Origin of the sequence: Bifidobacterium oedipodis, assembly GCF_012932425.1 — a bacterium.
Lineage (GTDB): Bacteria > Actinomycetota > Actinomycetes > Actinomycetales > Bifidobacteriaceae > Bifidobacterium > Bifidobacterium oedipodis.
Window position 1 is genome coordinate 15,344 of the sequence record NZ_JAAIII010000003.1, and the last position, 21,593, is coordinate 36,936.

A 21,593-nucleotide genomic window follows, 5' to 3' on the forward strand; every position below is an offset into this window, starting at 1 on the left:
ACTTCGTTGTTTCCGGCTAGCGGTCGGTCATCGGCGACTGTTTATTACCAACCGGTTGGTAGGTACTTTATCAATCAACAGCGCGCAACACGCCGATAAGTGTTGAAATTACAGCCTACCAACCGTATGGTTATCCCATCTTTCCTCCAAGACCAATCATGGACCACGAGGATGCCCGTCAATGAAAGACGGCGAAGGGAGAACTATGGCATTTGAGGGCACCGCCGACACCGACCGCCGCGCCGCGATTCTCAACGCGGCCGTCGTCTCCTTCGGCACACTGGGCTATTACGGCACCTCTCTGCAGCGCATCGCCAACGAGGTGGGGCTCACCAAGGCCGGGGTGCTCCACCACGTCGGTTCCAAAGAAGGACTGCTTGATCTGGTGCTCGGCGAAATGTACGACCGCGAAACCTTGGATCTCACCTCATCCATGGTGCGCGAGGAACGTCCGTTGATCGCCGAATTGTGGCGCAGGACCGTGGCGATCAACGCCGAACGCCCGCAACTGGTGCACATGTTTTCGACCCTGAGCGCCGAAGCGCTCGACCCGGCGCACCCGGCCCACGACTATTTCGAGGCGCGAGAACGCGACACCGTCGATATGGCGCTCAACATCCGCTGGCATGTGCCTGGAGGCGTGGATGCCGAACGCGTGCTGCAGGCCGGTTTCGCCATGATGGACGGCATACAGCTGCGATGGCTGCGCACCCCCGGCCAAGACCTGAACGCCATGTGGGCCGAATGTGAGAACGTGCTCTTCCCTCTACCTCTGTGGGAAGGCTACCGCTGAGCCGCCCCATCCGTTATGTCGGCAAGACGTTTGTCGAGGTCGTAGCACAACAGGAGCATGGCCATCACCACAACCATGGCGACCGGAACCCATACGAAGGTGTTCACCATCGCGTCGATGGTGGTCTGCGTCTGCACGGCAGCGGTGCCGTCATAGCCGCTCGCCCCAAGAACCCAGGCGATCGCGGCCGACGAGACGCCCATGGCCACTTTCATCGAAAAACTCGACGAGCTGAACACGATGCCGTCGGAACGCACACCGGTCTTCCATTCCCCGTATTCGACCACATCGCCGCTCATCGCGTTCAGCGCGGCGTTCATCGGCACGATGCCGACCATACGCACGATAATCGAGATGAAGAACACCCACAGATTCGTCGGATCGACGAACACGAGCAGACTCCCGGCGGCGACCAGCGCAAGTCCGGCCAATGAGGAGTTGCGCTTGCCGAAACGCGCGACCAGCGGACCGGCGAACGGCAATCCGATAATCAGCGGAATCACCGTAGCCAAGCCGATCACCGAGGTCAGATTCGAGTTGCCCAGCACATATTTGGCGATGTACGCGGCCATGCCATTCGCGATGCCGTTGTAGATCCACAACGAGAAATTCAATCCCAACGTCAGCCACCAGTACCTGTTGCGTGCCAGCGCACGGAAGTGCTCGCGCACCGGACGGCGGACTGCGCCGTTTCCGGACGCGACCGCACGCTCCCTGGTGTTGGCGAATGTGAACCAGTATCCGAACGGAATCATCACCGCGATCACGCCGAAGAACACGCTCCACCCCAGCGCCGAGCCGCCGAACAGGTTGATCACCGGCATGGCCAGCACGTACACCAGCATGGCCGCCACATTGGCGATGGTCATACGGTAGATGTTGAGCTGCGTTTTTTCGGCCGAATCCGCGGTGAGCAGCGAAGTCAGCGACGCATAGGCGACGTTCACCGTCGAGTAGGCGATATTGACCACCGTATAGACGGCCCATGCGTAGATGACGCCCGCCAGCGAATCACCGAACGGATCGACGAACAGGAACAGGAACGCCACACCATAGGCGATGCCGCCGAACAGCATCCACGGACGGGCCTTGCCCCACCGCGACGAGGTCTGATCGACCAGAACGCCCACGGACAAGTCCCAGAACGCGACAGCCAGTCGCACCACCAGCAGCATCGAGGCGACCATCGAGGCCGACAGATGCACCACATCCGTGTAGAACATGGTCAGATACGTCGCCATGGCGATATTGCCGATGGACGTCCAGAAATCGCCCATGCCGAACGCGAATTTAGTCAATGTCGAAAGTTTGCCCGCAGGCTGGGAAGAAAAAGGCATGATGAAACCTTTGCGATAAAGAAACATGAAAATGCATAAGAAAACAAGCACGGGCGTGGGAACCCCACGACGGGGCTCCCACCACACGGCCGAATGGTATGGCTAGGCCTTGCGGATGCGCACAGCCATATACTGACGGCCCAAATCGACGCGGACCGAATCCTCATAGGTGCCGGGAAGCGTGTCGATCGTCATACCCCAGGTGTCGATCACATCCACGACGTACCTGTTGCCCTTCGGCAACGGGAACTCACGATAGGCGGGCCGGTACCAGCCGAAATACACGAGCTGATAGTCGTCGCCACTGCGCAACACCGGCACATCCCAATATTGCACGGCCTTCTCCATTCCGGGGGCGAGCATCGTCTCGCCGCTCACCGGCGTGGCGACCGGCCACGCGTCGTCATGGGCCATATCAGTGTCAAGCGGAGTCGAGTCAAGCGGCAGATCCGCGAACACGTCACGCATGAAGGCGATGCGTGCGGGAGCGTCGCCGTGCAATTCGCCGCCGTGCGCCCACCATACCTGCTCCCCTTGGTCGATGAACGTCTCGCCATGGGTCACATAGCCACGGCGCATCACACCTTCCCAGAACCGTCGGATCAGTTCCTCGCCGGTCAGGTTGCCCCAACCCCAATAGATGTTGCCCTCGTAGCCGGGCTCGTCGCACACGACCGGCTTGCCGAATTCCCGGCGCCAGTCCGCGATGCACTCGGTGGTGCGGGTCACGTCGACGCGTTGGGTCGAGCAGTGGGTGCACCACGCCTCGTTGTAGTCGTACACCTTCACGCAGTTATGCACGGAACGCAGGTGGTTGAAGGGATCGTTCGCCATCACGACGCGGGCGTAGCGACGCCAGTCCTCCAATGATTTCTGCGGCATAAGATCGTATTCGTTGGCCAGCGACCACCATACGTTCTTGTAGGCCGCGTAGCGCCGGGCCATATAGCTCAGATAGAACTCGTCCGCTTCGGTGGGCATCATGGAGAATCCCCATTCGGGCTTGTCATAGGGATGCAGCAGGATGATATCCGCCTCGATGCCGAGCTCGTCGAGCTGCGCGATCCGTCGGTCAAGGTTCTCGAAGAACGGCTCGTTGAAACGGGTATGGTCGAATCCCTCCCCCATGGAGCCTTCATAGGCGAACAGTTCGGGATCGGCGTTGTTGAAGTCGTAGTGCTTCGGAAAAACGCACATGCGGATTTTATTGAACGGGGATTTCGCGAGCGTGGCCACGGTACGGTCCTGCACTTCGACCGGTTGGCTTGTCCATGCGTAGCAGGTCGTGCCATACGGCTGGTATGGCGTGCCGTCCTCATAGGAGAAGCAGTAGGGCAGCTGCGCGCCATAGGCCTCGCGGAGCGCTCCCCTAGCCACCTCGGAAGCCCTCAACACACGGCCGTGGTTGCCTTCGCCGGCGGGATCCACGACGATTCGACCGCTCTTGTCGCTCAAAGTCGGATCATCGCTGTGCGTCGCATATGTCCATCCGCCCTCCACGGTCGGCAGAAAACGCACGGAGTATCGTCCTCGCCCGCGGTAAAAGCCGTTCACGACGACGGTCTCACCGGTGGCTTCGCTGGTGAATGACGCTTGAAGCGCCACATCCGTATAGGGATTGCCCTCCGAGGTTCCGGTCAGGCTGAGTTCGAACATCCTATATCGTTCGACATGCTCGATTGCGGTCATGGTTGTTATGCCTTTCGCCGAGCGCACGGCAACGTGCGCGTTGAGAAGTGAACAGGTAACCAATACCGTCTTGGATACCGGAACTGATCCAATTAGTTATTGGTTACTGATAGATAACTTATCGCCACTTGCCCACGACGTCAACCGCGACGCGCCAGCACCACGCATAAAAACGGAGCCGGACCGCCTATCGGCATCCCTCCCATTGCGGCAAAGGAAACAGATAGTCCGAGTAGCGCTCCCATTCGGAAAGGAAATCAATCTCGTCAGGACGCGCCAGCCACCGCCCCTCCAGGCCATACATCGCAGCGTTCGCCAGCATATAGACGAATTCCCCATCCACACCATCAGGCACCTGCCACTCATAGGCGCGGTAAGTGTCCCTCATCCACTGGGGACGCTTGGCGAAGTAGGCATACGCAGGATGCTCGGGAGACATGGCCTCGGCGTTGAGCATCTCGAACACGCGCACCAACTCCGGCTGCCCTACATTCTGCTCCACGACGGCATGCAACGCCTCCGGAATCTTCGGAAGCTCACCCTCGCGCGCGCCTCCGGGTTCGAATTGGGCCAGATAGCTCGCGGTCGCGTCAAGACGGTCGTAATACCGTTCGATCACCGCGATAAGCAAACCCTGCTTGTTCTTCACGCGATGAATCACGGCTGTCTGCGAGATGCCGATTTCGGAGGCAACGTCCTGCAACGACATTCCGTAGTAGCCCTTCCGCCCGATCAGCCGCACAGCCACATCCACGATCTGTTCAAAGCGTTCCTCCGAGCTCATTCGCCTTTTCGGAGCATCCCCACCATTCGAGGCGTTATGATCGGCGATCATCTCGGCTATGCGCGCACGCTCTCCCCCGCGCCCCACGCTCAAAACCGGCGCCCCCGCGCCGCTACGGCTTCCAGACATACCACCAACTCCTTGATATCCACATCGCCCTTTATCGGTCAGCAACCAGTAACTAATCTCCCACAATTCGACATACGCGCAACTTGCGACACGCCCAAACAGACATCCGTTGACACCATGCGCCCCTCTGATTAGATTTTGATGTTACTGAGTAGTAACTATTAACAAGTAACCACTCACCGGAACAGTGTTGTTGTCATATCCGCATAAAACACCAAGGAAGGTGTGCGCAATGGAATCGCAAACCATCGCCAACGACGAACTCGCCCCCGACACGGGCAAACCCGTCAGCAAACTCAACCTCGGCCGCTTCGGCGCGGGTTTCATCTTCTTCTGCATCGTCTTCATGATGTCCGGCACCATCGGTTCGACGGTGCTGCTGCCGGCTCGGTTCAACACCCTCGGCATCGGCCAGGGCGAGACCATTCTGGGCACGATGAACTCCGTCGGCATCATCTTCGCGCTTATCGCCAATGTGGTGTTCGGCGCGCTCTCCGACGCCTCGCGCAGCCGATTCGGCAAGCGCACCCCGTGGATCATCATCGGCGGCCCAATCGCCGGCATCGGTTTCTACCTGACCTCCATCTCCGTCACCCTGCCAACCATCGTCGCCTCATGGTCGCTGCTGCAGATCGGGCTCAACTGCATGCTCGCCCCATGCGTCGCCATCCTCTCCGACCGGGTGCCCCAGAAGTACCGCGGCACCATGAGCGCCTTCTATGGCGCGGGACAGATCGTCGGCCAGTCGCTGGGCACCATCATCGGATCCGCGTTCATCAACGCTCCGACGACCGGTTTCATGATCGGCACCATCTGCTGGTTCCTGTGCGGACTCGGCACCGTTGCCCTCATCCCCCGCGAGCTTCCCGCGAAGAACGACTCCGCCCAGAAGTTCAACCTCAAGCAGGTGGTGCTGCAGTTCCGTCCACCGATCAAGGGCGCATCCGACTTCTACAAGGCGCTGGTCGGCCGGCTGATGCTGATTTTCGGCTACAATATGATCGTCGGATATCAGCTGTACGTCTGCATGCGATACATCGGCCAGGACGACGCCACCGCCGCGGCCACCGTCTCCACCATGGCCGTCATCACCATGGTCGTCTCCCTCGCCGTCTCGCTGATCTCCGGTCCCATCTCCGACAAGATCGGCAAGCGCAAGGTCCCCGTGTTCATCTCCTCCGCGATCATCGCCGTCGGCATCGCCGTGCCGTGGCTCTGGCCCACCCAGACCGCCATGTTCATCTACGCCGCGGTGATGGGTCTCGGTTACGGCATTTACATGGCCGTCGACCAGGCGCTCAATGTCGACGTGCTGCCCAATTCCGATGAGGCCGGCAAGGACCTCGGCATCCTGAACCTCGCCAACACCCTCGGCCAGGTCATCGCACCGATCGTGGTCTCCTCGATCGTGGTCGCCACCGGCGGATACTTCCTGGTCTTCCCCGTGGCCATCATCGCCGTGATGGTCGGCGCGGTCGTGATCATGTTCATCAAGAAAGTGAATTAAACGAACTGCAAATGGGCCGGTCTTGCGTTCAGCGAGACCGGCCCATCATTGTTTTCTTAGCGCACCTTACGGATGAACATGATCACCACGGCGCCGAGCAGCACACTGATGAGGGCGATTGGGAACAGGGTCGCGTAGCTGCCGGTGGCCACGACGATCGCGCCGACGATCACCGGGGCGAGCACCTGTCCGACCGTATTGGCGAGGTTGAGGATGCCGAGATCCTTGCCGGCCTCCTCCTGGCTGGGCAGCACGTCGACGTTGAGCGCCTGGTCGACGGCGATGTAGATGCCGTATCCGAAGCCGCCCACACCGGCGAACAGAATCATGCCGAATCCGGTGGGCATGAACCACGGGATCGCGATGCCGACCGCGATGATCACCGAGCCGATGGCCACGATGATCTTGCGGCGGTGCAGCAGGTCGGAGATCGGACCCGAAACTACCGAGGTAATGATAAGCACGATCATGGAGACGACCGACATCGTGGAAATCGTAACCGCGGAATCCTCAGTCGTCTGCCCGCAGTATTTCTGCAGGATGTACAGTTGGTAGCCCTGGATCATCGACCAGCCGAGGATGAGCATCAGGCGTCCGACCAGCGCGAGGTAGAAGTCGCGGCAGTTCTTCGTGGGCGGCACGAACGACTTGAGGATGGCTTTGGCATCCAGTCGGGCGGCCGTCTCATCGGCGGCAACCACCTTCGACGAGCGTTCGCGCGGCCAGATCAGCACGGTCACGACGCCGGTGATGGCGAACAGGGCGACGCCGATCATGAAGCCCTGCCCCATCTTCTCGATGAACTGCGCGCCCAGGAAGGTGCCCGCCGACTGGCCGACGATCTGCGCGCCGCCGTAGAACGCGGAGAACGTGCCGCGCGTGTTTTCGGGAATGCGATCGGAGAGCACGGCCACGGCCGGGGCGATCATCATGTTCACGCCCACCTGTACGACGGACCAACCGGCCACGATGCCGAACAGGCCCACGCTTTGCGAGGCGAGCACATAGCCGGCCGCGGTGACGCCGCCGCCGGCGACGATCCATGGCGTGCGCTTGCCGAAACGCGAGCGAGTGATATCAGAGAGGGTGCCGAACACGACGTTGGCCACAAGCGCGAACACACAGCCCACGGAGTTCATGGTGCCGAGGATCACCTCAGGCACGCCGATGCCGAGTTCGGTGAAGCGTTGGGGCAGCAGCACGGCCGAGCCGGAGGTTCCGGCGGTCATCCAGATAAGGGAGAACAGGGCGAAACCCACGCCGAAGCGGATTTTGTCACGGCCGCTTAGGGGACGCCCGGTGTCGGGCGCGAGGTTGGAGATGGCAGTCGGAGCGGTTGCGGTTCGAGTCGTCGACGACTCTTCGTTGAGTGTCATAAATGTTTCCTTCGTTGACTGTGGTGAACACGGAATATCGAAAAAAGAGGATGCGAAAGGCGCGATACGGGGTGCGGGCGGAGACATGTCGCCTTGGCCCGCACCTCATCCGGAGCCGGAACGCTACCGGCGGAATTCGAGTCGATGCTCGCCTGCGCCGAGTTCGCGCGACTCGTAGTCGGGGATTTCGACAAGCGCCGTGGCACCGACCGGCACGGTGACGGTCAGTTTCAAAACGTCGTCCGCGACCTTCCAGTCGACCGCGGCCTTGCCATAGGGAGTGACGTGCGAGGTGGAGGCGTGGTCGATGCCGCCGCCGACGCGCGGCGAGACGCGGAATCGCTTCCAACCCGGCTCGATGGCCTCAAGTCCGCCGATGCGCGCGTGCATCCATTCGGCGACCGAGCCCAGCGCGTAGTGGTTGAACGAGGTCATGCCGCCCGGATTGAGCGTGCCGTCCTCTCGCATCGAATCCCAGCGTTCCCATGTGGTGGTGGCACCCATCTTGACCTGATACAGCCAGCTGGGGCATTCGGTCGAGGTCAGCAGGTCGTACGCCTCCTTGTCGTGGCCGGCCATGCTCAATGCGGGCAGTACGAACGGTGTGCCTGCGAATCCGGTGCTCACCCGCCCGCCGGACAGGCGCACGAGTTCGGCGAGACGGTTGCCGGCTTTGATACGGCGCACAGGCTCGCCGTCGAGCAGGCCGAAGGCGATGGCCAACGCGTAGGCGCATTGCGTGTCGGAGCTCATCGTGCCGTCAAGGTTCGTGAAGCGGGCGAGGAATCCGGCGCATACGCGATCGCACAATTCGGCGAAGCGTTCGGCATCGTCATCGCGGCCGAGGATGCCGGCGATGGCTTGGGCCTGCACGCAGCTGCGGTAGTAGAACGCGGTGGCGACGAGCTCCTTCTCGGTCATCGCCTGGGTGGGATCGTCCGGCGGAGCGGCCGGGTCGAGCCAATCGCCCAGCTGGCCGAGCACGAAGTCCGGCCTGCGGTCCCACACGCCGTCGTCCGACAGGTAGCCAGCGACCTCGTCGATCCACGTGCGGACCAGATCATAGGAGTCCTCCAGCACTTTCGCGTCGCCGCTGTCCACGTACAGCGACCACGGCACCTCCACCGCGGCGTCGCCCCATGTGGAAATGGCCTGCGGATGGGCCCACGCGCCGAGCGGAACGAACGGCACATAGAACGGCACGGTGCCCCATTTGATTTGGTCGGCGCGCACATCCTTGAGCCAGCTGCCGAGGAATCCCTGCACGTCGTATAGATAGCTGGCGGTAGGCGCGAACAGACAGATGTCGCCGGTCCAGCCCAATCGTTCGTCGCGCTGTGGGCAGTCAGTGGGGATTGAGACGAAGTTGGATCGCATGGACCACACGGCGTTGGCGTGCAGTCTGTTGAGCAGCGCGTCGGAAGTCTCCAGATCGCCGGCGCGGTCCATCACCGAATGGTAGACGCGGCATTCGATGTCGTCGGCAGTCAACTCCCCCGGCAACCCTTCGATCTGCGCGTAACGGAAGCCATGCATGGCGAAGCGCGGCTCCCACCAAGCATCTTGCCCATTGGAGATGTAGACGTCGTGCTGTTGGCCTCGGCGCAGGGTGCGTGTGGCGATCGTGCCGTCGGGTTCGAGCACTTCGACATGACGCAGTTCAACCGTCTCGCCGGCGGCGAGGCCACGCATATGCAGCCTGATGCGCTGCGAGCAGTTCTGTCCGAAGTCGACCAGCCACACGCCGCGGCCTTGAGCGGTTTCGCCAATCTGGGTAATGGAGAGCGGCGTATGCTCCTCGTGGGCGCGCACCGGTGAGGTTTCGGGATTCTCGATGCGTGCCGGATCGTAGAACACTTCGGCCACCGGAGCCCAGCCGGAGTCGTCGAAGCCGGGTTCGGACCAGCCAGACTGTTCGAGACGAGCGTCGTAGCGTTCCCCCTCGCACAGGTCGGAACAGATGATGGGGCCGAGCGCGACCTTCCACCTGCGGTCCCACGAGTTGGAGTAGAAGGCTTCGGTGCCACCGTCGCTGTATTCGACCTCAAGCTGCGCGAACACGCCGATACGGTCGCCGTAATAGTTCGCATAGCCGCCATCGAAGCCGATGCGGCCGCGGAACCATCCGTCGCCCAGCCAAAAGCCCAACGCGTTGGCACCGGATTCGAGTTCGCCGGTCACATCGTAGGTCCAGCATTCCACACGCTGGTTGTAGTTCGTCCAGCCGGGGACCAACGCGTCGTTGCCGACCTTGACGCCGTTGATCTCCGCTTCGACCAGGCCCAGCGCGGACAGGTACAGTCGCGCACGGACCGGCTTGCTCTTGAGATTGACTTCAGTGCGCACCAGCGGCAGGTGACGATGGTCGCTTTGCGGCTCCGCCCATGAGGGACCGACGAAATCGGCCACATGATCGTGCTCCAGCAGCAGTCCCGCCTCGAAATGCAGCGTCTCGCTGGGCTCCCCCAAAGGATGGTGGCTGGCCGACACCACCTGCACGGTGGCGAACACCTCCTCACGGGAGGTCAACGGTTCGAACTGCCAGGGCACGAGCACGCTGTCGGCGGTCGGCAGGTAGGTCTCCAGTTCGACGGGATCGCCACCTGGCACCCGGCGGGTGAGTTTCAGCAGGATCTGGGAGTCCGCCGGCACGGGCTTCGCGTACACCCAACTCATGCGCGGAGCGACGGTGCCGATGCCAAGCGCGTCTCCGGGATAATGTTCGACGGTGAAACGGGTGATGGCGAGATCGTCGACGGCCACGGCCGGCACGATCTGCGATGTGGACATGTTGTTCATAATGACTCCTTCGTCAACTCGTTGTTGCGATGATGGTCCCATAGTTGTTCGCGTTTCGCATATGTTCTGCCGATTTGGGTGGGAACGGATGTTCATTCGGTTTCGCCCCACCCAAAAAGGCCTTGCCGTCAGGCTTCGACGGCCGCGGTGGACTTCGTCTGACGTTCCTCGTCGGTGCCATACTTCTTCTGCAGGGCCAGCATCACGGAACCGGCGATGAGTTCGATGACGACGACGCCCACAAAGCCCCACATGGTGGTTTTGATGACGGCGGGCACCACAAGCGCGGGGGTGACGAGGGCGAACAGACCGCAGCACAGACGGGAGAATCCGTTGATGAAACCTTGGATAGAGGCGCGCACCTCGATAGGGAAGGATTCCTGCGTCCACACCTTGTAGAGCGCCTCGCCGGCGAACGGACCGCCGACGTTCATGATGGCGGTGGCACCGACGATCACCCACAGGTTGGTGCCGCCCAGCGAGAGCATGACCATGGCGACCAGCGTGATGGCCATGCCGACGAAGAACATCTTGTTGCGGTATTTGCCGCCGGCGATGGAGGCGAAGGCGATGTTGAGCACCAGCGTCACGAAGTTGAGGATGATGCCCAGGCCCGTGGCAAGAGTCTGCGAGGCGTTGGCCTGCACGAACATGTAGGTTTGGAACTGACCCCAGGTGTTGGCCAGCAGGTTCCAGCCGAGGTAGAAGATCATGATGGCCAGGAAGAATCCGAGGAACATCTTCTTGTCGGAGCCGAACAGCACCTTGACGACGGATACCTTTTCGGCGGAGGCGGCGCGTCCCTTGGCCGCATCACGAGCGTCGGCCTCCTCATGGAAGCGGCGGAAGGTCGGCGAGGTCAGACGCCATAGCCATGTCACCACGGCGAACACCGCAAGGATGGCGAAGACGACGCGGCCGCCGGTCGCGCCCGACATCGTGGAGACGAGGAAGGCGCAGATGAAGGAGATGAACACGCCGACCTGCCAGAACACCTGGGTGGTGGAGACGAGACGGGCGGCCATCTGGTCGTTGGGCGCGTCATGGGAGACGACGGTCATCGACACGGGCAGGTCGGCGCCGGAGGCGACGCCCGCGATGATCAGGCCGATAAGCAATACGGTGAAGTTGTTGGCGAAGATGCAGATGCCCGCGCCGATGGCGTAGAACAGGTTGATCCAGTTGAAGAAGGTGATGCGGCCGATTTTGTCGGCCAGATGACCGCCGAACAGGGAGCCGAAGGCGATGGCGAAGGTGAGCACGCCGGAGAGCACGCCGACTTCCGTGGTGCTCAGGCCCAGACCATTCTGCCAGACGGTGATGGTCGAGGACAGGCCGACGATGATGCCGGAGCCGAGCATTGAGCCGATGCCGGCGGCGACGGCCAGCGGCATGTATCCGCCGAGACCTTTGTCCTGCTTTGTTGAAGTATTCATATCTCTTCCTTGCACCTCGTGCTTCAAGCCCACTATGGCTTGAAACGTGAATTGATATTTTCAATTCTCTCTTCAAGATATTCAATGGTTTTCTCATGAGATAGCCTCACGACAACACCGTTGTTATTCTTGAGTTCTCTTGGTTTCATCAGGAAAGACACATGAGCCGTCATGTGTTTCCTGCTCCTCCTTGATATCCATGAGTATAATCCCGTATTTTGAAATATTCAAATCAAATATCACGGCGTGTTGAAAGTTTTCAAAACATTATCCTCGATTTCGGCGTATTGTAGGGCGTATCGAACACCCCGCCCGCGCGGCGACGGAACAGGAGGACGCGCATATGCCAGCAACGAAGAAAGTCGGCGTATCGGACATCGCCAAGCATGCGGGAGTATCCATCGGCACCGTATCGAACTATCTCAACTATCCCGAACGAGTCTCCGATACATTGAAAGCGAAGATCAGCGCCTCCATCGCCGAACTCGGCTATGTGCCACGCCGCGCCATGCCCGTTTCCGCCGCGTCCTCATCGCTGTCCACGCCGCTGGTCGGATACGTGATGACCGACATCGAACATTCCCTGTTCACCTCGATCTTCGAGGGGATCCAAGAGGTGTGCGAGGACAACGGCATGCAGGTAATCGGCGTCAACGCCTTCTCCGATCTCGACCGGCAGCATGAATTGGTGCGCCTGTTCACGCAGATGCCCGACGTGGTCGGCATCATGCTCGCCACCGTGCAGGACCCGCATGAGGACATCGCCATCGCCGAAGCCGCCGGCAAACCCATCATCCTGCTCGACCACACCTCACCTGCGGGTCAGGACGCGGCATGCAGCGTGCAGGAGAACAATGCGGCCTGCGGACGCCTCGCCGCCGAGGAGCTCATCCACTCTGGATGCCGGCGTCTGGCGTTTGTCGCGCATTCCTTCGATTACGAGGCCATACAAGACCGATATCTCGGCATGCAACAGGCTGTGATGCGAGCTGGAGGAGACACCACGCTTATGGTGATCGATTCCGGAGGTCTGACGATCGACGACGGCATGGAAGTCGGCAAAAGGCTCGCCGTCGAAATCAACAAGGCCCGCGGCAAGACGTCATCCAACACCTCAGACGACCCCACGACCCTTCCCAACAACAGCGACTTGCCGCCGGACGGCATCGTGGCGGGCAGCGATCAGCTCGCCATCGGATTGTCTTTGGGATTGACGGACGAAGGTCTGTGCTCAATCCCCGCGGATGTCAGCGTCATCGGCACCGAGAACGCGCGCAACGAAAGCGTCGGAAACACGGCGATCACCGTCGTCGCCGCCCCGGGCGCGGATATGGGACGCAAAGCCATGATGATGATGCTCGACGAAATCAACAATCTCTCGCATATCCACGGCTCCACCATGCTCGACCCCACGCTAATCCGACGCGCCTCCACACGGCGGTAGCGTGCCTTCGCGCGGAATATACGGGGCATACACGAAGCGGCGGGCCGTCCATGTGATATGGGACGGCCCGCCGCTTCTGTGCGTATGCGCCTATCGTCGACCTACAGCCGGACCATCGCGCCCTCATCGGCGGCGCGCTTGATGGCGTTCAACACCTCAAGCGACTTGATGGCGTCCTCAGGGGTGACCAGCGGCTTCGCCTCGCCATGGATCACCTCGAGGAAATGCTTGAGCTGCAGACGGTGCGGCAGGCCCTCGCGCACGCCTTGGATCTCGCAGACGAACGGTTTGGTCCAATCGCTCACGCCGCCGTCATGGGTGAACAGCTTGAGCTGCGGCATCGACAGGGATCCCTTGGTGCCCATGATGTGGTAGGCGTCGGTGTCGAACGGCGCGAAGAAGGGGTTTTCGCGCGAGGTCGACTCCCAGTTCCATGGGCTGGCCGCCGCGTCGGACAGGGTGATCGAGCCAAGCGTGCCGTTGGCGAAGCGCACGTTGACCACGGCGGTGTCTTCCACTTCAAAGCCGCGCGCCTGATTGGCCGCCATGCCTTGGACGGCCACGGGCTCGCCGAACAGGAAGCGCAGCATATCCACGTCATGCACCATGTTGACGAGAATCGGGCCGGCGCCTTTCTGGCGACGCCACGGAATATCGAAATAGCCGTCAGGCTTGTAGATGCCGTAATGCACCGATACCGCGACGATGGTGCCCAGCACGCCGGAGTCGATGATCTCCTTGGCGCGGCGCGCCTTGGGATTGTGCCGGCGATGCTGACCCACCAGCACAGGCACGCCGGATTCGCGGGCTTCGGCGGCGAAGACGCGCGCGTCGTCGAGATCGTCGCTGATGGGCTTCTCCACTAAGGCCGGGATGCCGTGGGCAATCGCCGCGCGGGCGTTCGCCAGATGCAGGTGGTTCGGCGAGGCGATGACCACGCCGTCGAGGCCGCCGTTCTCCGCCATCTCCTCACAGTCGGCGAACCACGGCACGCCCAGGGAATCGGCGAGCGCATGCGCTTCGTCGGTGGGGTCGGCGATGGCGGCGAGCGTGGCGTCGGGATCGTCTTGGATGTAGCGGATATGGTCGCGGCCCATGGCGCCTGCGCCGACGACGGCGAGTTTGAGTTGTTCGGTCATGATGTTTCCTTTGTGTGAGTTGGGTGGATTCTTAGCGACGAGGAGCGCGCATGGTGCCGGCTCGTTTGACTTTGGCGGCGAGCAGCAGCGCCACGATCAGGCCGATCACGGTGATGACGGCGGCCGCGTAGAAGGCGTTGCGATAGCCGAACGCCTCGCTGTATAGGCTGGTGGCCACGCGCGGGCCGATCCATGCGCCGAGCGCATAGCCGAGGAACATGATGCCGTAGTTGATGCCCAGATGCGTGGTGCCGAAGGTCTCGCCGGTCAGCGGCGGATAGATCACCAGCAGGGCGCCGAACGCGCAGCCCAGCACGATCACGCATCCGATGAAGAACGGCGCTGTGGTGGCGAATGACATGGTGACCATGGCCACGGCGGTGACGACGAGCATGACGGACAGGCAGCGGAACGCGCCGAACTTGTCGTAGAAGGCACCGAACGCCAGGCGGCCCACGAAGTTGGAGAGTGTGTTGATGGAGACGACCATGGCGCCGAACGCGGCGGCGGTCATCGCGCCCACGGAGCCGACCTGCTCCTGCGCGATCGCGGAGAGCGCACCGACCAGCATGGTGCCGGCGGTGGCGGCCGCCGCATAGACGAGCAGCAGCACGTAGAAGCGCGGCGTGGACAGCATGCCTTTCCAATCGAAGCCCTCATCGCCGGTCGTTCCGGCCTGCTTGTTTTCGGTGGGAGGATTCCATCCTTTCGGCCGATAGTCGGCCGGCGCGGGCGAAACGAACAGCGCGCCCAGGGTGATGGCGGCCCAGAAGGTCACGCCGAGGATCTTCAACGCGGTCGAGACGCCGAAGGTGCTCGACAGGAAGCTCGCGATCGGCGACAGTGTGGCCGGTCCGATGGCCGCGGCGGCCAGTAGAATGCCCGAGGCTTTGCCGCGGATGTCCGGGAACCAGCGTTGCGCGGTGGTCAACGCCGGATTGTAGACCAAGCCGTTGCCCATGCCGGCGATCAGACCGTGGAAGAGGTACAGCATGGGGATGCTGCCGGCCATGCCGGTCAGGAACCAGCCGAGACCGAAGACGAATCCGCCGATCAGCATCACCTTGCGCGGGCCGAACTTGTCGCAGATGCGCCCCGAGAAGATGCCGGTGACGGCCATCACCGTCTGGAAGATCGAGTAGGACAGGCTCACTTCCGCGGTGCTCCACCCATGCTGTTCGCTCAACGGTGTGAGGAACACGCTGAACAGGGCGATGGACGCCACGAAGAACATGACCACGAAAGCGGCCGCCAGCACGCCGTAACGGTTGGCCTCTTTGGACGAGGCGACGGTTGCGGTTGTCGAAGACACGTATTGCTCCTTGTTTATTGAACTAATGGTTGAGGATGATGTATGCCGATCCGGTCAGATCAGTCCGCGCTGCTTGAGCGAGTTCACGGCGAACTGGCGGCGTCCGCCCGGCTTCGGAGTCAGATCGCCCATCATGAGGTGGAAGCCGCCGTCGACGCTGATCTCGTCGCCGTTGACGAAGTCGGATTTGGGGCTGGCTAGGAAGGCCACGGCGTTGGCGATGTCCTCCACCTCGCCGATGCGGCGGGAGGCGATCAGACGTTCGCGTTCCTCGGTCACCTTCGGATCGGAGTAGAACGAGGCGGACATGGGCGTCTTCACGAAGCAGGGGCATACGCAGTTGCTGCGGATGCCGAACGGCCCCCATTCGGCGGCGATCATCTTGGACAGCATGCCCAATCCGGCCTTCGCACAGGAGTAGGCACCGGAGAAGGTCTCCGGGGAATGCGAGGCGACCGTGGAGATGTGGACGATGCGTCCGGACTTATGCTCCAGCATCACCTTGCCGAAGGTCTGGGAGAGGATGAACGCGCCGGTAAGGTTCACATCGACCACGTCGCGCCAGTCGCCAAGCGGAAGATCCTCCAACGGCGCAAAGCGCAGGATGCCGACCGTGTTGACCAGCACGTCCACAGTACCGAAATCGGCGACCACCTTGTCTTTGAGAATGGTGACGTCCTCGGCGTCGCTGATGTCGCAGCCGTATCCTTTGGCTTCCACCCCGTAGGTCGAGCCGATCTCGTCGGCGAACTGTCTGGTCGCCTCCTCGGACACGTCGACCATGGCCAGACGCGCCCCGGCTTTGGCCAGCTCTCCGCAGATGGCGGTGCCCATACCGCCCACCGCGCCGGTCACTACGCAGACATCGCCCGCGATGCCCAGCCAATCACGTTTCTCTTTCGCCTCCATGGCAGAACCTCCTTGTATGCGAACGCCCCTTGTCGTCGTTGTTTGGGGCAACATCCGGAATGCTAGACTTTGCCCCAAGGGCAAGGTCAAGGAGGTGTGTGTGGCAGACGACGATGAGCTGCTGACCATCGGCGAAGTCGCCAAGTTGGATGGGGTCAGCGCCAAGGCGCTGCGGTATTACGACGCGCACGGCATTCTCAAGCCGGAAGTTGTGGATCCGCAGACCGGATACCGCTACTACTCCCCCGACCAGGTACTGGAGCTTGACGTGGTGCGCATCTGTCTGGCGACCGGCATGCCATTGGATTCGTTGGAGGACCATCGCCTACCAGACGGAACCTTGGATTGGCGCGGCGTGCTGCATGCCAGCCGTGCCCGCGTGGATGGCGAGATCGCGCGGCTACGCAAACAACAGCTCAGTCTCAACGACTATCTGGAGGAAATCGTCCGCAAGGCGCAGACGCCCGAGGACGGCGTGGTCTCCTCTGACCTGCAACCCACTTGGCTGGCCGCCAAACCATGGCCGTATGACCAACCGTTCGCCATCAAACGGTATCTGCGCACCATGACGGCGCTGCGAGGCGCCATGCGCGAGGCCGACGCGACGCCGTTGCTGCGCCGCGGCATTCTCATCGACCATCGTCATGAACGCGCGTGGGCTTACCATCAGTTCGACCCGCAGGGCGCGCATGACGGACCTTACCGTTTCGATGAGTCGATCACCGTGATCAATCCCGCAGGAGGGCCGGCGCAAAGCATGGCGATAGAACGCGACCGCCTTTCACAATGCTTCGACGAAGGCATCGCCATGACGATGCGCGACGACCCCGAGCAATGGCCTCACGCCACTATGACCGAAATCTGGGGAAGCCGCGCATCGCGGGGCAGGGTGTCGATCCGCTACACGCGGCACCGTTGCGCGGTATAGACGTTTCGGCGCGTAGACACTTGCAGTAGACGAAAGGGCCGCTGTTTCATCCCCACTATTGGCAGTGGGATGGAACAGCGGCCCTCAACCGACGAATCCGCGTGTTACGCGACCGTGAAGACGGTGCGCTTTAGGTCTTCACGGCGCGACGAGTGGCCGATGAGCAGCTCGAATTCGCCGGCTTCGACGATGCGGTTGGCCTGCGGATCGACGATGGTGCAGTCCGCCACCGGAATATCGAAGGCCACGGTCGCGCTCTCCCCCGGTGCGAGCTCCACACGTTTGAAGGCCTTGAGTTCGCGGTCGGTCCAGCTGTAGGAAGTGACGATATCGCCGATGTAGGCCTGCACGACCTCGACGCCAGGGCGTTCGCCCGTGTTGGTCAGGGTGATTTCGGCGTGCACAGTGTCGGTTTCAGCGAAAGCGCCGGAGGCCGGCACGTTGGTTACGGTTACCTCGCCGTATTCGAAGGTCGTATAGCTCAGGCCTTCACCGAACGCGAACGCCGGATCCTGAGTGAGGTCGGCGTAACGGTTGCCATGCTGACCGCGGATCTGATTGTAGTAAACCGGCAACTGGCCTGCGTGGCGTGGGAAAGTAATCGGCAAACGACCGGAGGGCTCGGTCAGTCCGAAGATGATTTCGGCGATGGCCTGGCCACCCTTCATGCCGGGGCTCGGTGCCCATAGCAGAGCATCGGCGCCACCTGCAATCTCGCGGCAGTGAACAACCGTCCCGTCGACGTTGAGATCGGCAGCCGTCGGCGTGGGGCCAACCACAGAAGCCGGAAGCACCTGCGGCTTGGAGCTGATCAGCACCACGACCAATGGCGCACCGGTTTCCTTGGATACATCGGCGAGCGCATTCAGCATCGCGTTCTGCCCGCCAAGCAATTCAAGGGTGGCGGTGGAGCAGGTTTCGCCGATGAGCTGCACTACATCGCCTACTACGGCCACTATTACTTCTGATTGCCGCGCATTGAGCACGGCCTCGTCGATTAGCGCTTGATCGACGGCTGCTGGGATGGCGACCTTCGGTCGAGGCTGACCATCGGGATAAAACTCGCCTTCGGGATCGGGCACGAGATCGATGATGTTCGCACCGCGAGAATAAACGACTTCCGCGCCCGTCTCACCGGCGATCGTCTTGACACCGTCGAGCACAGTGGTGATCATCTCGCGCGGGTGGCCGTCGGGCATCCAGTTGACCTGGCCGGAGTTGCCGGCCCAGTCACCGAGCTGGGTTTGCGCGTCGTCGGCGAGAGGGCCGACCACGGCGATGCGGGGATGCTTCGACTCCACTGCGCTCCGCTCAGCATGACGGGAAAGATTGAACGGCAATGCACCGTTGTTCTTAAGCAATGCCACGGATTCGCGGGTGAGTTCGAGGTTGAGCTGCTGGTGTTCCTCGCAGCCGATCACCGTCTTGATGCGTTCGGGGTTGGGCAGGCGCGGATCCTCGAAGAGGCCGAGACGGAATTTGAGCGCGAGAATGCGTTCCACGGCGGCATCGATCAGCGATTCGTCGAGCATGCCGTTCTTCACGGCTTCAATAGCACCCTCATAGAACTGCGGCGTGGTCATGACCAGGTCGTTGCCGGCCTTGACCGCGTCGGCGGCCGCATGCGTGTAGTCGGGCTTGACGTGCTGCTCCCAAACGGCGCGGCCGACATTGTCCCAGTCGGTGATCAGCGTGCCCTGGTAGTTCCATGCGCCGCGCAGCTTGTCGCTCAGCAGCCACTTGTTGAAGGTGACCGGCACGCCTTCGATGGATTCGTAGCCAAGCATGAATGTGCCGCAGCCTTCTTTGGCGACGCGTTCGAACGGCGGCAGGAACCAGGATTCAAGCTTGCGGTGGCTGAGATCCGCTTCGGAGGCGTCGCGACCGCCCTGGGTTTCGGAATATCCTGCAAAATGCTTGGCACAGGCGAGGATCGCATTCTTGGCAAGCGGCTCGCCGGCCTTGGCGCCGCCCTGATACCCCTTGACGATGGCGGAGGCGAGTTCGCCGATCAGCATCGGATCCTCGCCGAAGGTTTCGCCCACACGACCCCAGCGGGTGTCGCGGCCGATGCACAGCACCGGCGAGAAGGTCCAGTGCACGCCGGTGGTGGAGACCTCTTCGGCGGTGGCGCGGCCCATGGCCTCGATTTTCTCCGCGTCCCAGCTGACGGCCATGCCAAGCTGCTCGGGGAAGATCGTGGCCCCTGGCCAGAAGGAGTAGCCGTGGATGCAGTCGTCGCCGATCAGCAGTGGGATGCCAAGGCGGGTTTTGGTGTTCACTGTTTCGACGGCGCGGGGCAGATCATCAGGGCTGGTGTGCAGGATGGAGCCAACGTGCTTGCCGACGATCAGGTCATCCAAGTCGCCGCTGCGCGCGTCGAGCTGCATCATCTGGCCGACCTTCTCTTCAAGGCTCATGCGGCCCAACAGATCCGCAATACGCTCGGCGACCGGCAGGTCAGGGTTCTTGTAGGGCATGACTTCGATGCGTTCGGCCATGGGTTTCGCCTTCCTCACTGAAGATGAACTTTATAACTACCATTTGGTAATTAGCAGTATACACCACTCAGCGATATTCGTCCCACAGCGGCGAGGGGAAAATCATGCGTTCGAACTCCAGCCATTCGTCGTACAGGTCGATGGGCGGCTCACCCAGCCATCTTAACTGAATACCATCCATCGCTTCCATGGCCTTGCGCACGTAGGGGCGCATGGAGCGATTCCACTCCCCCAGCTGCGGCGGAATCGACCACGGGTATTGCGAATACGATTCCCAAATCTGCCCATTGCGCACGCGAAAATGTTCATACAGCGGGTGCGCAGGATTTAATGCCTCGGCATGAAGCATCGAAAACAGCTGCACTAGCATGCGCCTCTGCGCATTATGCCGCACCAAAAACCGCAGGTAAGCAGGGAATCGCAGATCATCCGCCGAACTGCCAGGCAACCCCGACGCCATGAACTCTTCGACCGTGCCCGACGATGCGTAATACTGCTCATAGGTCATCGCCAGCAGATTATCCTTGCTGCCCACATACCGCAGCAGTCCCTGCTTCGAAATACCCACCTCGTCGGCAACATCCTGCACCGAAATGCCGTTGAATCCGCGTTCGCCAATCAACCGCACCGACGCGTCAAGAATCTCACGCTTGCGCTCCTCCGGCGACTTACGCACCCGTTTTCCAACGTTACCGGCAGCATCGTTTTGCGTACCCTTATGCACCATGGTTCGCAGTTTAACGCACCAGCCTGCCCGGCAATCGCGTTGACATGCCTAGCAATCCCACTATTGCTCCGCTCACCGTTACCCACCAATCAAGCACTATGCCCACTAATCGAATGTTGTCATCCTTCGAAAGACAGCCGACGCATACGACTGGTCGACAGCACACCGATTACCGAGATGGCCAGCAGGCAGACCACGGTGACGGCAAGGGCCACCCAGTTAACCGTTCCACCCATCAGGTCACGCACGAACACAACCTGATATGTCAGCGGGTTGACGGCACCGATGATTTTCAGGAACACGGGAGCCGCATCCAGGGAATAAAACACCGGAGCGGAGAACGTCAGAGGCAGCAACAGCACGCTCAGCACCAGATCACGGGTCTGATAATCCTTGATCAAACCGGTCAAGCTATAGCCGAAGCAGCTCCAGAACCAAATTCCGCAATTGCGAGCAGAAGGCAGGATATTACATCATCTGCAATTTATTCAATCCCACTTTTTTATTCCTCCCCATTTCTCTTTCGTTATAAGCCTTTGATGCTCCATCAACAATCAATCATTCACAGTTTGACCCTCCATCACTGTGATGAGGCAATTTATGCAAAACATTAAAAAAAAACCCAACCGTGCGGCGTCCACCATCGTTCTCTACTGTGATACGCACTGGTTTAACACCTACGGAAGCCGCTTTGCAACACTAATCCGACATCCGTAGGTGTTTTGTTCCGCACCACACTATGACCGACGATTCAGAATCGTTGATATTCCAAGGTTTTCACTA

Annotated in this window: 16 protein-coding genes; 4 read left to right on the plus strand and 12 right to left on the minus strand. The window is 61.1% G+C overall.

Annotated elements, in window-relative coordinates; genetic code table 11:
- Positions 1 to 205 precede the first annotated feature (205 nt).
- Entirely contained in the window at positions 206 to 793 is a 588-nt protein-coding gene (locus G1C95_RS05025) for a TetR/AcrR family transcriptional regulator (RefSeq protein WP_240947440.1), read from the plus strand.
- Here G1C95_RS05025 and G1C95_RS05030 read toward each other — a convergent pair.
- From G1C95_RS05030 to G1C95_RS05040, 3 genes are all read right to left on the minus strand, one after another.
- Positions 784 to 2,130 carry an MFS transporter gene (locus tag G1C95_RS05030; RefSeq protein WP_169171879.1) on the minus strand — a complete coding sequence of 449 codons (1,347 nt, stop codon included), beginning with the start codon at positions 2,128 to 2,130 and terminating at the stop codon, positions 784 to 786. The two genes, G1C95_RS05025 and G1C95_RS05030, sit on opposite strands and share 10 nt — an antisense overlap.
- A 102-nt stretch (positions 2,131 to 2,232) precedes the next feature.
- The gene (locus G1C95_RS05035) at positions 2,233 to 3,819 is read right to left on the minus strand and encodes a DUF5605 domain-containing protein (protein ID WP_169171880.1); all 1,587 of its coding nucleotides are present in this window, start codon (positions 3,817 to 3,819) and stop codon (positions 2,233 to 2,235) included.
- 187 nt (positions 3,820 to 4,006) lie between these two features.
- Positions 4,007 to 4,732, minus strand: coding sequence for a TetR/AcrR family transcriptional regulator (locus G1C95_RS05040; protein ID WP_240947441.1), 726 nt, complete (start codon positions 4,730 to 4,732; stop codon positions 4,007 to 4,009).
- A 232-nt stretch (positions 4,733 to 4,964) separates the two neighbouring features.
- On the opposite strand from G1C95_RS05040, the gene G1C95_RS05045 reads away from it, so the two are divergent.
- Positions 4,965 to 6,239, plus strand: coding sequence for an MFS transporter (locus tag G1C95_RS05045; protein WP_169171881.1), 1,275 nt, complete (start codon positions 4,965 to 4,967; stop codon positions 6,237 to 6,239).
- A 56-nt stretch (positions 6,240 to 6,295) separates the two neighbouring features.
- On the opposite strand, the gene G1C95_RS05050 is transcribed toward G1C95_RS05045, so the two are convergent.
- From G1C95_RS05050 to G1C95_RS05060, 3 genes are all read right to left on the minus strand, one after another.
- On the minus strand, positions 6,296 to 7,615 hold the full coding sequence (locus G1C95_RS05050) for an MFS transporter (RefSeq protein WP_169171882.1): 1,320 nt from the start codon (positions 7,613 to 7,615) through the stop codon (positions 6,296 to 6,298).
- Between the two features lie 123 nt (positions 7,616 to 7,738).
- A complete protein-coding gene (locus G1C95_RS05055; RefSeq protein WP_169171883.1) occupies positions 7,739 to 10,414 on the minus strand; it encodes a glycoside hydrolase family 78 protein in 2,676 nt (891 codons plus the stop codon).
- A 128-nt stretch (positions 10,415 to 10,542) separates the two neighbouring features.
- Positions 10,543 to 11,850, minus strand: a complete 1,308-nt coding sequence (locus G1C95_RS05060) for an MFS transporter (RefSeq protein ID WP_169171884.1) — start codon at positions 11,848 to 11,850, stop codon at positions 10,543 to 10,545.
- A gap of 343 nt (positions 11,851 to 12,193) precedes the next feature.
- Between G1C95_RS05060 and G1C95_RS05065 the strand changes: the two genes are divergently transcribed.
- A complete protein-coding gene (locus G1C95_RS05065) occupies positions 12,194 to 13,294 on the plus strand; it encodes a LacI family DNA-binding transcriptional regulator (protein WP_169171885.1) in 1,101 nt (366 codons plus the stop codon).
- A 101-nt stretch (positions 13,295 to 13,395) separates the two neighbouring features.
- On the opposite strand, the gene G1C95_RS05070 is transcribed toward G1C95_RS05065, so the two are convergent.
- From G1C95_RS05070 to G1C95_RS05080, 3 genes are read right to left on the minus strand one after another with little or no spacing between them, the layout of a single operon-like run.
- Positions 13,396 to 14,433, minus strand: a complete 1,038-nt coding sequence (locus G1C95_RS05070; protein WP_169171886.1) for a Gfo/Idh/MocA family protein — start codon at positions 14,431 to 14,433, stop codon at positions 13,396 to 13,398.
- A gap of 31 nt (positions 14,434 to 14,464) precedes the next feature.
- Entirely contained in the window at positions 14,465 to 15,745 is a 1,281-nt protein-coding gene (locus G1C95_RS05075; RefSeq protein ID WP_335341404.1) for an L-lactate MFS transporter, read from the minus strand.
- A 54-nt stretch (positions 15,746 to 15,799) separates the two neighbouring features.
- Positions 15,800 to 16,654 carry an SDR family NAD(P)-dependent oxidoreductase gene (locus G1C95_RS05080; RefSeq protein ID WP_169171887.1) on the minus strand — a complete coding sequence of 285 codons (855 nt, stop codon included), beginning with the start codon at positions 16,652 to 16,654 and terminating at the stop codon, positions 15,800 to 15,802.
- A 100-nt stretch (positions 16,655 to 16,754) separates the two neighbouring features.
- On the opposite strand from G1C95_RS05080, the gene G1C95_RS05085 reads away from it, so the two are divergent.
- Entirely contained in the window at positions 16,755 to 17,582 is an 828-nt protein-coding gene (locus G1C95_RS05085) for a MerR family transcriptional regulator (protein WP_169171888.1), read from the plus strand.
- Between the two features lie 104 nt (positions 17,583 to 17,686).
- Here G1C95_RS05085 and G1C95_RS05090 read toward each other — a convergent pair whose 3' ends face one another.
- From G1C95_RS05090 to G1C95_RS05100, 3 genes are all read right to left on the minus strand, one after another.
- Complete coding sequence (locus G1C95_RS05090; protein WP_169171889.1) at positions 17,687 to 20,083, minus strand: glycoside hydrolase family 3 N-terminal domain-containing protein; 2,397 nt, start codon at positions 20,081 to 20,083, stop codon at positions 17,687 to 17,689.
- Positions 20,084 to 20,150: 67 nt separating this feature from the next.
- Positions 20,151 to 20,810 carry a TetR/AcrR family transcriptional regulator gene (locus G1C95_RS05095; protein ID WP_169171890.1) on the minus strand — a complete coding sequence of 220 codons (660 nt, stop codon included), beginning with the start codon at positions 20,808 to 20,810 and terminating at the stop codon, positions 20,151 to 20,153.
- 119 nt (positions 20,811 to 20,929) lie between these two features.
- Positions 20,930 to 21,277 carry an ABC transporter permease gene (locus G1C95_RS05100; protein ID WP_335341413.1) on the minus strand — a complete coding sequence of 116 codons (348 nt, stop codon included), beginning with the start codon at positions 21,275 to 21,277 and terminating at the stop codon, positions 20,930 to 20,932.
- Positions 21,278 to 21,593: the final 316 nt, after the last annotated feature.